The 13110-nt window shown below is 68.1% G+C and carries 13 protein-coding genes; 5 read left to right on the top strand and 8 right to left on the bottom strand.

The window, feature by feature from the left end:
- Positions 1-24 precede the first annotated feature (24 nt).
- The 6 genes from BLV60_RS16600 to BLV60_RS16575 form a co-directional block, all read right to left on the bottom strand.
- Positions 25-1065, bottom strand: a complete 1041-nt coding sequence (locus tag BLV60_RS16600; protein WP_093056359.1) for an ABC transporter ATP-binding protein — start codon at positions 1063-1065, stop codon at positions 25-27.
- 310 nt (positions 1066-1375) lie between these two features.
- A complete protein-coding gene (locus BLV60_RS16595) occupies positions 1376-2281 on the bottom strand; it encodes an ABC transporter permease (protein WP_093056358.1) in 906 nt (301 codons plus the stop codon).
- 19 nt (positions 2282-2300) lie between these two features.
- Positions 2301-3254 (bottom strand): ABC transporter permease, encoded by a 954-nt coding sequence (locus BLV60_RS16590; protein ID WP_093056357.1) that lies wholly within the window; start codon positions 3252-3254, stop codon positions 2301-2303.
- A gap of 30 nt (positions 3255-3284) precedes the next feature.
- Positions 3285-4946, bottom strand: a complete 1662-nt coding sequence (locus BLV60_RS16585; protein ID WP_093056356.1) for an ABC transporter substrate-binding protein — start codon at positions 4944-4946, stop codon at positions 3285-3287.
- An 89-nt stretch (positions 4947-5035) separates the two neighbouring features.
- On the bottom strand, positions 5036-5812 hold the full coding sequence (locus BLV60_RS16580; RefSeq protein WP_093056355.1) for a 2-amino-5-chloromuconate deaminase CnbZ: 777 nt from the start codon (positions 5810-5812) through the stop codon (positions 5036-5038).
- A gap of 55 nt (positions 5813-5867) precedes the next feature.
- The gene (locus BLV60_RS16575; RefSeq protein WP_093056354.1) at positions 5868-6812 is read right to left on the bottom strand and encodes a LysR family transcriptional regulator; all 945 of its coding nucleotides are present in this window, start codon (positions 6810-6812) and stop codon (positions 5868-5870) included.
- Between the two features lie 207 nt (positions 6813-7019).
- Here BLV60_RS16575 and BLV60_RS16570 point away from each other — a divergent pair, with 207 nt between their 5' ends.
- The 5 genes from BLV60_RS16570 to htpX all read left to right on the top strand — a co-directional run bounded on the left by BLV60_RS16570 (position 7020) and on the right by htpX (position 11415).
- Positions 7020-7748, top strand: a complete 729-nt coding sequence (locus tag BLV60_RS16570; protein WP_176928813.1) for a peptidoglycan-binding protein — start codon at positions 7020-7022, stop codon at positions 7746-7748.
- Between the two features lie 45 nt (positions 7749-7793).
- Positions 7794-8825, top strand: a complete 1032-nt coding sequence (gene pyrC, locus BLV60_RS16565; RefSeq protein ID WP_093056352.1) for a dihydroorotase — start codon at positions 7794-7796, stop codon at positions 8823-8825.
- Positions 8822-9640: an NYN domain-containing protein gene (locus BLV60_RS16560; RefSeq protein WP_093056351.1), complete on the top strand. Its 819-nt coding sequence runs from the start codon at positions 8822-8824 to the stop codon at positions 9638-9640. Before pyrC ends, BLV60_RS16560 begins: the two co-directional genes overlap by 4 nt.
- Entirely contained in the window at positions 9637-10389 is a 753-nt protein-coding gene (locus BLV60_RS16555) for a DUF3025 domain-containing protein (RefSeq protein WP_093056350.1), read from the top strand. The genes BLV60_RS16560 and BLV60_RS16555 overlap by 4 nt, the downstream gene beginning before the upstream one ends.
- Before the next feature lie 150 nt (positions 10390-10539).
- Positions 10540-11415: a protease HtpX gene (gene htpX / locus BLV60_RS16550; protein WP_093056349.1), complete on the top strand. Its 876-nt coding sequence runs from the start codon at positions 10540-10542 to the stop codon at positions 11413-11415.
- 82 nt (positions 11416-11497) lie between these two features.
- Here the strand turns inward: htpX and BLV60_RS16545 are convergent, their stop codons facing one another.
- Entirely contained in the window at positions 11498-12415 is a 918-nt protein-coding gene (locus BLV60_RS16545) for a ProQ/FinO family protein (RefSeq protein WP_093056348.1), read from the bottom strand.
- A 65-nt stretch (positions 12416-12480) separates the two neighbouring features.
- Positions 12481-13104 (bottom strand): flavin reductase family protein, encoded by a 624-nt coding sequence (locus BLV60_RS16540; protein ID WP_093056347.1) that lies wholly within the window; start codon positions 13102-13104, stop codon positions 12481-12483.
- Between the last annotated feature and the right edge of the window lie 6 nt (positions 13105-13110).

Raw genomic sequence — 13110 nt, 5'->3', positions numbered from 1 at the left:
GCTTGGGGCGGCCCGGCGCGGCGCTCATGCTGCCTGCCTCTGCGTTTCGATGGCCATCGGATGCCCGCTGCCGGCTTCGTGGATCAGGCAGCTCACCGCATGCTGCGAGCCGGTGACGATGCGCTCGGGCACGACCTTGGCGCACACCGGCGCGGCCAGCGCGCAGCGCGGATGAAAGCGGCAGCCCGAGGGCGGGTTGATGGGGTTCGGCGGATCGCCCGCGAGCGCCGCTTCTTCGGTGCGGTGGTCAGGGTCCATCGACGGCATGGAGGACAGCAGCGCACGCGTGTAGGGGTGCGCGGGCGCGTCGTACAGCGCATCGGCCGGGCCGATCTCTGCCACCTGGCCGAGGTACATCACCATGACGCGGTCGCTCACGTAGCGCACCACGTTGAGGTCGTGGCTGATGAACACGTAGGTCAGCCCGAACTCGGTCTTCAGGTCGAGCAGCAGGTTGATGACCTGTGCTTCCACAGACTTGTCGAGCGCGGAGACGGCTTCGTCGAGGATCACCATGCGCGGCTGCAGTGCCAGTGCCCGCGCGATGTTCACGCGCTGCCGCTGGCCGCCCGAGAGTTCGTGCGGGTAGCGTTCGGCAAAGCGCTGCGGCGAGAGGCCCACGCGAGCCAGCAGGTCGCGCGCCCGTTCCACCGATTCGCGTCGCGATACGCCGTGCACCTGCGGGCCGAAGGCGATGGAGTCTTCGATGGTGAGGCGCGGGTTCAGCGAGGCGTAGCTGTCCTGGAACACCATCTGCACCTGGCGGCGGAATTCTTTCAGCGGCAGGTCGCGGCTGCCGACTTCGCGGCCGTCGAACACGACTTCGCCGCGTGTGGGTTCGATGAGCTGCATCAGCAGGCGCGCGGTGGTCGACTTGCCGCAGCCCGACTCGCCGACCACGCCTAGCGTTTCGCCCTTGAGCACTTCGAAGTCCACGCCGTCGACTGCGCGCACAACGCCGCCGCCGCGGCCCAGTGGGTCTTTCTTCAGGGGGAAGTGCTTGACCAGGCCTTTGATTGTCAGGAGCGGTTGGGCTGGGCCGCCGATGTCTTTGGGTGCGTCCATTTTTGTTAGCTCCTGTCCACTGCGTTCGGGGTGCGTGCGAATGACACCGGGTACTCCCCTCCGCGAATGTCCCTCGCCTTCGGCTCCTCCTTTATTTCGCTGCGGGGAGCACCCGGTGCCATTCGCACATGGGCGCGGCTGTGGTGCTGGCCGATCAACCACCGCTGCGAACAACGATCACGCCGATGGGGTGCCTTGCGCAGCGAAATAAAGGAGGAGGCCGAAGGCCGGGGGACATTCGCGGAGCAAGGTACCCCGTCGGCGTGAGCGCGCCCTGAAACGCACTGCATCGAAGAACAGACTTCCATGCTCACCCCTTGTTGTCCATGGCGGACCGAAGCCCGTCGGACAAGATGTTGAAAGAGATCGAAGTGATGAAGATCATCGCGCCCGGCAGGGCAGCGACCCATGGCTGCACATAGATGGCGGTGCGCAGCGTGTTGAGCATCAGCCCCCACTCGGGCTCCGGCGGCTTCACGCCGAGACCGAGGAACGACAGGCCCGAAGCCAGGATCATCGACACCGCGATCAGGCTGGTGGCGTACACGAAGATCGGGCCGAGCACATTGCCCAACACGTGCACGCGCACGATGGTGAAGGGGCTGGCGCCTGAAGCGCGCGCCGCTTCCACGTAGTCGCGGGTGCGCACCTGCGTGGTCACGCTCTCGGCCACGCGCGCTATCTGCGGAATGAACACGATGGTCAGCGAGATCAGCGAATTGACCACCCCCGCGCCCAGCGTGCCCGACAGCGCGATGGCCAGCAGCACCGAGGGGAAGGCATAGAAGACGTCGATGGTGCGCATGATCAGCGTGTTGGTCAGCCCGCCTGCGTAGCCCGCGACGATGCCGATGATCGTGCCCAGCACGAAGGCGCACAGCACCGGCGTGATGCCGATGAACAGCGACAGCCGCGCGCCGACGATGAGGCGCGAGAGCATGTCGCGGCCCAGCTCGTCGCTGCCGAAGGGCAGGCCCTCGGTGCCGATGGGCTTCAGGCGCTTGAGCATCGACGACTGGTAGGGGTCAGACGGCGCGAGCCATGGGCCGAAGACTGCGAGCGCGATCAGCAGCAGCACGACGATGGCCGCGCCCACGGCGACCGGGTCGCGCCGGAAGCGCAGCCACACCGATGCCCAGTAGCCGCGCGAGCGCTGGGCCGGCAAGGGTTCGACTGCGATTGCGGAAGATGAAGAGGCGGGAAGCACGGTGGACATGGCTTGGCGGCTTTCTTCTTCAGGCGCGCGCGATGCGCGGATCGAGCAAGGTCTGCAGCACGTCGACCAGCAGGTTCAGCAGCACGAAGAACAGTGCCAGCACCAGGATCGTTCCCTGCAGCAGCGGCAGGTCGCGCTGGAAGATTGCCGAGTTCAGCAGGAAGCCGGTGCCCGGCCACGAGAACACGGTCTCGATGAGGATCGAGCCGCCGAGCAGGTAGCCCAGTTGCAGGCCCATCACCGCCAGCGCCGTGGGCGCCGCGTTCTTCACCATGTGGCGGAACACGCCGAGGTGCGTGAGCCCCTTGGCGCGCAGCCCGACGATGAACTCCTGGTCGAGGATGTCGGCCACCAGTGCGCGCACGGTGCGCGCGATGATGCCCATGGGAATCACCGACATCGTGAGCGCCGGCAGCAGCAGGAACTGCAGGTGCTCCCAGTCCCAGGCCCAGTCGTCGGAGCCGCTGGGGCCCGCGCCGGTGGCCGGCAGCCACATGAGCTGCGACGAGAACACGATCACCATCACCATGCCCAGCCAGTAGTGCGGCACGCTCACGCCGAGCACCGAGAACATCGAGGCCAGGCGGTCGACCCACGAGTTGCGGAAGTAGCCCGCCACGAAGCCGAACAGGCAGCCCAGCACGAAGCCGATGAAGGTTGCCACCACCGCGAGCCGCAGCGTGTTGCCCACGGCGGTGAACACCTCGCCGGCCACCGCGCGGTTGCTGGCGATGGACACGCCCAGGTCGCCGTGCATCGCGCGCCACAGCCACATCGCGAACTGCTCTGGCAGCGAGCGGTTGAAGCCGTAGAGCTCGCGCAGCTGCGCCTGCAGTTCGGCGGAGGCGTCGGGCGGCAATATCGACACCAGCGGATCGCCCGGTGCGATGTGCACGAGCAGGAAGCACACGAGGGCCACGCCGATCATGATCGGCACGGCGTAGATCACGCGGCGCAGGAGGTAGGCGAACATTGGCTGGCTCGTGGCTTGCTGAAAAAACGCTCAGTCCATCGTCATCGTGGCGATGTCGATGAACCAGCTCTTGGGCTGCACCACGTTCTTGACCTTGGCCGACATGGCGCGCGGACCGACGTCGTGCGCAATCCACACGAAGGGCGCGTCGTCAACGATGTGCGTGTGCAGCTTGGCCAGCGCGACGTCGCGTGCCTTGTCGTCGAAGCTGGTGCGCGCATCGGCCACCAGCTTGTCGACCTCGGGGCTGCCGTAGTAGCCCCAGTTGTTCGACACCGGCGGGAAGGCCTTGGTGCTCACGAAGCGCACCATCGCGAAGAACGGGTCCATGGCCGCGAAGCTGATGTTGACCGCGTTGGCGCCGTTGGCCGACGGGTCTTTCGCGCCCTTGCGCCAGTTGGTGAAAAGCGTGTTCCATTCGATCACGTCGAACTGCACGTCGAAGTAGCACTGCTTGAGTGACTGCTGCGCGAACTCGTTCATCGGCAGCGGCTGCATCTGGCCCGAGCCCGATGCCGAGATCTGCACCTTCACCTTGATCGGCTTGGCGGCCGAGTAGCCGGCCTGCGTCATCAGTGCCTGCGCTGCCTTCACGTCGTACTTGATGTCGAAGGTGGGCTTGCCGAACCACGGGTGGCCCGGCGGCACCGTGCCCTTGGGCTCGGCCATCATGCCGCCCAGCAGCTGCTTCATGCCGCCGCGGTCGATGCACAGGTTGGCGGCCTGGCGCACGCGCTTGTCGAGCCAGGGCGAGCCTTCGGCGAACGAGAGCTGCCACGGCCACACGTGGGGCTGTGCGTTCGAATAGATCTTGAAGCCGCGCTGCGTGATCTGCGCCATGGCGTCGGGCGCGGGCGCCTCGATCCAGTCGACCTGGCCGCCCAGCAGCGCAGCGGTGCGCGCATTGGCCTCGGGCATCGGCAGCATCACGACCTTGTCGATCTTCGGCACGCGCTTGGCGTCCCAGTAGGTCTTGTTGGCGGCCAGCTCCAGCCGCTCGCGCGCCACGAAGCGCGTGACCTTGAACGGGCCCGAGCCGGCGGGGTCGGCGGCGAAGGCGGTCCAGGCGGCCTTGGCCTTGTCGGCGGGCGTGGCGCCAGCGGCTGCGTCGAACTTCTTCTGCCAGTGCGCGGGCGAGGCCATGAACAGGTTCGTGAGGTTGATCGGCAGGAAGGCGTCGGGCTCGCTGGTGGTGAGTTCGACCGTCGTGTCGTCGATCTTGCGCGCCGACTTGAGCGTGGGCATGCGCGAGGCCGTCACGCCGACCTGGCTGGGGTCGAACTGCACGGCTTCCTTGTCGAGAACCTTCTGCACGTTCCACACCACGGCGTCGGCGGTGAAGGCCGAGCCGTCGTGGAACTTGACGCCGGGGCGCAGCTTGAAGACCCACTTGGTCTTGTCCTTGGCGTCCACTGCCCACGAGGTGGCGAGGCCGGGAATCAGCACGCTCGGTGCGTCGGCCTTCGACAGGTCCCATTGCGTGAGCGAGTCGTAGATCGGAATGCCGGTGAAGCGGTTGCCCTCGAAGCCCTGGTCGGGCTGGCCCAGCGTGCGCGGAATGTCGGCTGCCGTCATGGCGATGCGCAGCGTCTTTTCCTGGGCCATCGCATGGGGCGCGGCCAGGGCCAGGACGGCGAGTGCCGCGCAGGCGGCCAGGGGCTTCAGGAACAGGGCAGGGGCAGCACGCTTCACATGGAACTCCGTTGGGTGGAATGGCGGAAAGGACGAAAGGAAACTCTCAAGCACGACATGTGCCAGCAGGCGGTCAGTCCCTGCCTGGCCTAGGGCCATGACAGCGCGATCTCGCGCCTTGCGCAGCGCAGGTCCATCTCGACTTCCATGTCCACGATCGGCGGGCGCGCGAGGTGCCATGTCAGGCCGGTGGTGAGCGCGCCGCGCTGCACGATTTCGTCGAACACCAGCGCGCCGATGTCATGCACCGTGTAGGCCTGCACGGCCGCGGCATCGCGCCAGCCGAAGCCCAGCACGGCCAGGCGGCGTTCCATTTCCGTCATCACGTAGCCGAGCTTGGCGCGCAGGCCGTCGGGGCTGGTGTCGCCCAGGCGGACCATCACCTCGCGGTAGCTAGCATGGCCGTCGGGCGCTTCGCCGCCGCCCGAGATCACGAAGCTCGGCGGCCCGGCATCGTCGTCGGCCGGCACGGTGTACGAGAAGGCCTGGAAGGCCGGCGTGGCCGGTGCGCCGACGCGCGGGCACACGTTGGTGCGCGCCACCGGGTTGTGGTCGCCGCGCAGCAGCTGCCAGCGCTCGAGCGTGCCGGCATAGATGCGGTTGAAGTCGTGAAAGCCGCGCTCGGAGAACGGCGCGGGCGAGCGCAGTTCGCAGGCGCACAGCGCGGTGAGCGGCCGGCCGATGGCGCGCAGGTGCGCCGCGATGGCGTCGAAGCCGTCGGCCAGCGGCACGGCCTGCTGGAAGCGCACCCGCTCGATGGCAAAGCCGGGCAGCGCCGCCACGCCGGCGGAATACTGGAACACGCCCTTCGCATAGCGGTAGCCGCCTTCGGGGAACGCAGTGGTTTCGGTGCTTGTGGTTGTCATGCCGTCTTTCCTCGTCAGCGCCCAATGTAGGGAGCGACGAGGCCGACGGGAAGGCTCATTTCTGCACGCGCGTGTTGCCGGAATCAGAACGCGGCACCGCGTTGGAGCCGTAGCGCCCCATGCTGGTGGCCAGCATTTCGAGCAGTGCGCGCGACGCCGGCGACTGGCGCTGCCCCGGCATCGTGAGCAGGCTGGTCGCGGTGGCGGCAAAGTCGCGCTCCTGCAGCGGCACGGCGCACAGGTCTCCGTTCGACACCTCGTGCAGCGCCGCATAGCGCGGCAGGAAGGTGATGAGATCGCTGTTGCGCACCACGCCCTTGGCCATGTCGAGCGTGCTCGTCTCGATCACCAGGTCGAGCGACACCTGCGTCTTCGATGCGATGCGGTCGACCAGGTGGCGGATCTGGAACGAGCGGTCGGGCAGCGCCACGCGGTGGCCTTCGAGTTCGCGGAACGACACGCTGCGCCGCCGCGCCAGCGCATGCGTGGGCGCGACGATGGCGCACAGCGGCTGCTCCAGCCGCGCATGTTCGCGGAAGGCGTGGCGCTCGGGCAGGTTGAAGGCCAGCGCGATGTCGATGCGGCCTTCCTGCAGCGCTTCGAGCACCGCGCGCGAGCCCACCACCGAGGCCTGCAGCTTCACCTGCGGATGCCGCTTCTGGAAGCGCGCCAGGTTGTTCGCAAGGAAGTGGCTGACCATGCCCTCGATGCTGCCGACGCGCACTGTGCCGACGGGCTGGCCGATCAGCTCCTGCAACGCGCCGCGCAGCGCCTCGCTGTTCTGCAGCACCTGGTCGGCGTGTGCGAGCACCAGCTCGCCGGCCGGCGTGAGGGTGGTGCGGTTGGCGCGGCGGTCGAGCAGGGCGGTCTGCAGTTCGCCTTCGAGCTTGGCGATCTGGCGGCTGATGGCGCTCGGCGCCACGCCCAGTTGCTCCGCGGCGCGGCGCAGCGAGCCGGCCTTGGCGGTCTCGCGAAAGTAAAGCATTGCCGTGGACAGCATGGCGGTTTCCTGTTTTCTTGTTCTCGCAAGGCCTGGGCCGGCCGAACCTTCGGCCGAATGGCGCAGCACGTCAAGCAACGGGCGTGCCCCGGGCCAAGCGGGGTCGCCATCCCGGATATGCCGTCCGACCGATGGACGCGGCGGAGCCCGTTTTTGACAATGCAACCGTTTGCACCGACAGTCTGTGGGGCGAAGGGAACAGAACCGATGACAACACTGACGCAGGGTGCACGTGGCGCCGACGTTCGCAGATTGCAGGAGGCATTGAACCGGAAGCTCCAGCCGAACCCCGGGCTCGTGCTCGACGGCGACTACGGCCCGATCACCCGGATGGCGGTGCGCCGCCTGCAGGCCGCGAACTGGCTCGCCGAAGACGGCGAGGCCGGCCCCTGCACGCAGAACCTGGTGTTCGGCAACGAGTGCCACGCGCCGATCCTGCACCCCGTTGCGCTGATTCCGCAGCCCACGCCCGGCCAATGCTGGGCCGCCTGCACGGCCATGATCACGCGCTCCAACGTGCAGGCGGTGGTGGCGCGTACGCCAGCCGAGCTGATCGGCGACGACGGCGGCCTGCGCACCTTCGCGAATGCCGACGACGCCATGACGGCCGATGCGCTCTTTGCGTCCGCGCACGGCCTGGCGGTGCGCCCGCCGGCGCCCTGGTCGGTCGGCCAGTTGCGTGCCGCGCTGCAGCACGGGCCGCTGATGTTCGATCTGCCGTGGGGTGCGAGGGGGTATGCCGCCGGTGTCGGCCGTCCGGGCCACATGGTGCTCGTCGTGGGCATTCGCGGCGACGACGATCCCGGCGGGCGCGGCACCACGCTGCGAATCTTCGACCCCTGGCCGCCGGGCAAGGGCGCGCGCAGTTCGGTCAACCACGTCAAGTGGAGCCAGCAGGTGCCTCGGAACGCCTGTCGCGTGTTCTCGCATCCGTAGCCCGGTGGGAGGGCGCCAGGGGGGCGATGCGACAATCCCAGCGCCATGACAGACACCCTCACGATCACCCGCCCCGACGACTGGCACTTGCACGTGCGCGATGGCGCCGCCCTCGAAGCCGTCGTTCCCCACAGCGCGCGCCAGTTCGGCCGCGCGCTGATCATGCCCAACCTTCGCCCGCCCGTGACCACTGCCGCACAGGCCGTGGCCTACCGCGACCGCATCCGCACCGCCGTGCCCGAGGGCGCGGCCTTCGAGCCCGTGATGTCGCTCTACCTCACCGACAAGCTGCCGCCCGAAGAGATCGCGCTGGCAGCCGAAGCCGGCGTGCGCGCGCTCAAGCTCTACCCGGCCGGCGCCACCACCAACAGCGATGCCGGCGTGACCGACATCCGCAAGACCTACAAGACGCTCGAAGCCATGCAGAAGCACGGCCTGCTGCTGCTGGTGCACGGAGAGGTGACCGACCCCGCCATCGACCTGTTCGACCGCGAAGCCGTGTTCGTCGACCGCGTGATGATTCCGCTGCGCCGCGACTTTCCCGAGCTGAAGGTGGTGTTCGAGCACCTGACCACGAAGGAAGGCGCCCACTACGTGCGCGACGCTGATCGCTTCACGGCAGCCACCATCACGGCGCACCACCTGCTGTACAACCGCAACGCCATCTTCACCGGCGGCATTCGCCCGCACTACTACTGCCTGCCGGTGCTCAAGCGCGAGACGCACCGCGTGGCGCTGGTCGAGGCAGCCACCAGCGGCAGCGACCGCTTCTTCCTGGGCACCGACAGCGCACCGCATCCGGCGCACCTGAAGGAGCATGCGCTGGGCTGTGCCGGCTGCTACACCGCGCTCACGGCCATCGAGCTGTACGCCGAGGCCTTCGACAGCGTGAACGCGCTCGACAAGCTCGAAGGCTTCGCGAGCTTCCACGGCCCCGACTTCTACGAACTGCCGCGCCACACCGACACCATCACGCTCAAGCGCGAAAGCTGGACCGTGCCGGAGACCGTGCCCTACGGCGATGCCACGCTCAAGCCCTTGCGCGGCGGCGAAACGATCAACTGGAAGCTCTCATGACACCGACGCTGCGCGTGATGTTGCTGATCGACGCCGACAACGTCTCGGCCGATGTGATCGAACAGGCCGTGCAGCGCACGATGGATGAATACGGCGCCATTCACGTGCGCCGCGCGTATTGCAACGCCGAGATGGCGGTGAACCGGCAGGCGATGTTCAAGCGGCTGTCGGTGCGGCCGATGGTGAACCTGTCGGCCGGCAAGAACAGCACCGACATCGCGCTGTCGGTCGACGCCATCGACCTGGCCATCAACGAGCGGCCCGACGTGGTGGTGCTGGTGTCTTCCGACTCCGACTTCGCGCCGCTCGTGATCCGCCTGCGCGAAAAGGGCTGCCGCGTCTGCGGCATCGGCCAGCAGGGCAAGACGGGCGAAGAGACGGTCGGCGTGTACGACGCCTTCATGGACCTCGCGCACCACGCCAGCACGAAGCCCGCGGTGCGCACCGCGCCGGCGAAGAAGGCGGCTGCGGCCAAGTCTGCACCCGCGAAGACCGCGCGGGCCAAGGCGACGCCTGCTGCCAAGAAGGCCGCGGCCAAGACGCCGGCCCGCAAGACGGCGAAGGCCGTCAAGGCCGCGCCGCCACCGCAGCAGCAACCGCAAATCTCCGAAGCGGCCGAATTCATCCTGCAGGCTGCACCGGCCTTGCGCAGCGGCAACGACGTGCCGCTCAACGACGTGGCAAAGGCCCTGCGCACGGCCGGCCTGCTCGGCAAGCACGGCAGTTCGCTCAAGCTTTTCGACAAGCTCACGTCGGAGTTCGCGGTGATGCAGCACCCTGACCGCATCCGCTGGACGGGCGCGCCCGCGCCTTGACCCTGCCGGCGGTTGATTGGGCGCAGCCCTGGCTGGCGCCTTATCGTTCGAGCGGCGTCGCGGTAGAGCAGGCCGCACGGCACGCCGGGGCGGCGGCCGCCCTGCAGGCAGTCAAGCCCGCGCAGGCGCCCGATTTCGTACATCAGGACGCGCTGCCCGCAGGCCAGGCCTACGAGGCCCACATCTTCCAGACCCGCACCGTCCCCACGCGCGACAACCTGCACGATCTTTTCAACGGACTCGTGTGGCTCGCCTTTCCGCAGACCAAGCGCCGGCTCAACGAACTGCAGGCGGCCGAGATCGCGCGAAGCGGCGTTGCCGCCGTACGCGGGCCGCTGCGCGATGCGCTCACGCTGCTCGACGAGAACGGCGCAGTGCTCGATGCGCCACCCGCGCTCTGGCAGGCGCTGATCGCGCGCGACTGGCACACGCTGTTCGTCACGCAACGCGGGCTGTGGCGCGAGGCGCGCCTGCTGCTCTTCGGCCATGCGCTGCTCGAAAAGCTGGTCACGCCGCGCAAGCCGATCACCGCACACGTACTGCTGACGCACGACGCGAGCGGCCCGGCGGCGTTCGATGACGAGCGCATGGCGCAGGCGCTCGACGCGCGGCAGCTCGAACGCAAGCCCTTCGTGCCGCTGCCGGTGCTCGGCGTGCCCGGCTGGTGGGGCGGCAACGAGGCGGCGGCGTTCTATGCCGACTCGCAGGTTTTCAGGCCCTTGCCGGGCCGGGGAATACCAGGGGCATAGAACTTTTGCTCCTATCATGGCTCTACCGGCTGCCGCCGACCGGAGCGCCCAGAACGCACTACAACACCCAGGGCCTCCATGCCGCGCACGGCTTGAAGAGGGCCCTGGGGTCCTCATCTAGGTGGCAGGTTTCCCCACGGAGAATTCAACTTGAAACGTATCCTTCTGTTCGTTTTGACCAATGTGATGGTCGTCGCGGTGCTCGGCGTGGTCGCCAGCCTGCTCGGCGTCAATCGCTTCCTCACGGCCAACGGGCTCAACCTGGGCGCGCTGCTCGGCTTCGCGCTGGTGATGGGTTTCGGCGGCGCGATCATCTCGCTGCTCATCAGCAAGCCCATGGCCAAGTGGACAACCGGCCTGCACATGATCGACAACCCCCAGTCGCCCGACGAGGCCTGGATCGTCGGCACGGTGCGCAAGTTCGCAGACAAGGCCGGCATCGGCATGCCCGAGGTCGGCATCTTCGAAGGCGAGCCCAATGCCTTCGCGACTGGCGCGTTCAAGAACTCGTCGCTGGTGGCGGTATCCACCGGCCTGTTGCAGGGCATGACGCGCGAAGAGGTCGAGGCCGTCATCGGCCACGAGGTGGCCCACATCGCCAACGGCGACATGGTCACGATGACGCTCATTCAGGGCGTGATGAACACCTTCGTCGTGTTCCTGTCGCGCGTGATCGGCTACGCGGTCGACAGCTTCCTGCGCCGCGGCGACGACCGTTCGTCGGGCCCCGGCATCGGCTACTACGTGAGCACCATCGTGCTGGACATCGTGCTCGGCTTTGCCGCCGCGATGGTGGTGGCCTGGTTCTCGCGCCATCGCGAGTTCCGCGCCGACGCCGGTGCGGCCGCGCTGATGGGCCAGAAGCAGCCAATGATCAACGCGCTCGCGCGCCTGGGTGGCCTGCCGGCCGGCGAACTGCCGAAGGCCGTGGAAGCCATGGGCATCACCGGCAGCATCGGCAAGCTGTTTGCCACGCACCCGCCGATCGAAGAGCGCATTGCTGCGCTGCAGAACGCGCAGCGCTGATCAGTCGGTCGCGGCAAGTCCGCGGCGCCATGAAAAAAAGCCGCCACATTGCTGTGGCGGCTTTTTTGTTTGTGTGGCGTGTTCAGTCTGCTGCGGGTGCTTCAGGTGCTTCGACGGCCGGCGCCGCAGGTGCCTCGCGATCGGCGCGCGCGCGTTGCAGCGTGCGCGTCACCTCGCCGTGCTTCATGCCGTACATGTCGGCGAACTCCTGCTCGCTGCGGCCGCTGGCCTCGAAGGCGCGCAGCAGCGCCTCGCGCTTGGCGGCCTGCTGGGCGAGTTCGGCCAGGGCCTCGTCCACCACGGCGTTGTTGTTCTCGTCACGCGAGCGCACCAGCACGGCATAGGCCTCGCGATCCAGGCCCGAGGCCTCGACGGCCTTGGCAATGCGCGCGACCAGCTGCGGGCGCAGGTCTTCGCCGTTGGCACGCTGCAGGCGGCGGCGGTGCAGCTCGAGGATGGCGTGGTGCACGTGCTCCGGCGCGACCGGGTCGAGCGCGTTGCCGTCGAGGTCGTGGCGCGCCAGGCCGGCGGCCACGGCCTCCAGGTAGCGCGTGGAGCGCGCGTGCTGGCCCATGGCGATCTTCAGGTCTTCGGCCTTGAAGTCTTCGGGGTGGCGCGCGAGCAGTTCCTCGTACACGCCGAGCTTCAGCGGCACGAAGCGCGCGCCGAAGAGCTGCGGGTACAGCTCGAACAGGCGCTCGAGCACCGGGTTGACCTTGCGCGGCGCGCGCTGCGGTTGAGCCGCTGCCTGGCCTTGCGCACCTTGCTTGCGCGGCTGCTGTTGCTGCCGCTGCGGGCGCTGGTTGCCTGCGCCCTGGTTGTTCTGGCGGGGTGGGCGGGACTGGCGAGGCTGCTGCGCGGGAGTTTCCGCGCTGGTGCTCGTGCCCGAATCCGCATCGGGGCCGGCCTGCAGCTGCTTCAGCTGATCGGCCATGTCCAGTTGCTGACGCCGGGGCGGGCGCGCGTTCGTCTTCGGGGTGGCGGTGGAAGCGTCGGTCATGCGGGGGGCGCGGCGAGGGTCGCGGTGGAATGAAAGGGAAAGAAATGAAGTCCGGTTTGGCGCCTTCAGCGCGGCCGGAACATCCTGAAGAGATTGTCGGGGCTGACTTCGAAATAGTCCGCCGGTCCGCCGCCGCGCAGGATGGGCTGCGCCGCGGCGGTGTCGTAGATGCCGTCCTTCAGCAGGTGGCGCGCAATGTGCACGCCCACCACTTCGCCGAGGATCAGCCAGGTTTGCACGGGCGTGCCGTCCACGCCCTCGAGCTGCAGGATCTGCGTGAGCCTGCATTCGAAGGACACGGGGCTTTCGGCTACGCGCGGCACCGCGATGGTTTTGGAGGCGGCGGTCGTGAGCCCGGCGAGCTCGAACTCGTTCACCTCGGGCGGCACGGCGGCGCACGAGCGGTTCATCTGCTCGGCCAGCGGCCGGGTCGCCAGGTTCCAGCCGAACTCGCGCGTCTGGCGGATGTTGTGCAGGCTGTCCTTGGCGCCGATGCTGGCGAAGCCGACGATGGGCGGCGTGTAGTTGAAGGCGTTGAAGAAGCTGTAGGGCGCGAGGTTGAGCACGCCGTTCGCGTTCTGCGACGAAATCCAGCCGATGGGGCGCGGCCCGACCATCGCGTTGAACGGGTCGTGCGGCAAGCCGTGGCCCTTGGCGGGCTCGTAGAAGTGGAAGTCGTCGTTCGCCATCGATGT

The organism is Variovorax sp. YR634 (genome assembly GCF_900106655.1).
Classification (GTDB): Bacteria; Pseudomonadota; Gammaproteobacteria; order Burkholderiales; family Burkholderiaceae_C; genus Variovorax.
Note: the sequence above shows the minus strand (reverse complement) of the source record. Positions and strands in the feature narration are given on the sequence as shown.

Excerpts from the sequence above, each read along its gene's own strand:
- BLV60_RS16595 (WP_093056358.1), bottom strand. The coding sequence starts at position 2,281 with ATGTCCACCGTGCTTCCCGCCTCTTCATCTTCCGCAATCGCAGTCGAA.
- BLV60_RS16545 (WP_093056348.1), bottom strand. The coding sequence starts at position 12,415 with ATGACCGACGCTTCCACCGCCACCCCGAAGACGAACGCGCGCCCGCCC.
- BLV60_RS16580 (WP_093056355.1), bottom strand. The coding sequence starts at position 5,812 with ATGACAACCACAAGCACCGAAACCACTGCGTTCCCCGAAGGCGGCTAC.
- BLV60_RS16540 (WP_093056347.1), bottom strand. The coding sequence starts at position 13,104 with ATGGCGAACGACGACTTCCACTTCTACGAGCCCGCCAAGGGCCACGGC.
- BLV60_RS16575 (WP_093056354.1), bottom strand. The coding sequence starts at position 6,812 with ATGCTGTCCACGGCAATGCTTTACTTTCGCGAGACCGCCAAGGCCGGC.
- BLV60_RS16570 (WP_176928813.1), top strand. The coding sequence starts at position 7,020 with ATGACAACACTGACGCAGGGTGCACGTGGCGCCGACGTTCGCAGATTG.
- BLV60_RS16590 (WP_093056357.1), bottom strand. The coding sequence starts at position 3,254 with ATGTTCGCCTACCTCCTGCGCCGCGTGATCTACGCCGTGCCGATCATG.
- pyrC (WP_093056352.1), top strand. The coding sequence starts at position 7,794 with ATGACAGACACCCTCACGATCACCCGCCCCGACGACTGGCACTTGCAC.
- BLV60_RS16560 (WP_093056351.1), top strand. The coding sequence starts at position 8,822 with ATGACACCGACGCTGCGCGTGATGTTGCTGATCGACGCCGACAACGTC.
- BLV60_RS16600 (WP_093056359.1), bottom strand. The coding sequence starts at position 1,065 with ATGGACGCACCCAAAGACATCGGCGGCCCAGCCCAACCGCTCCTGACA.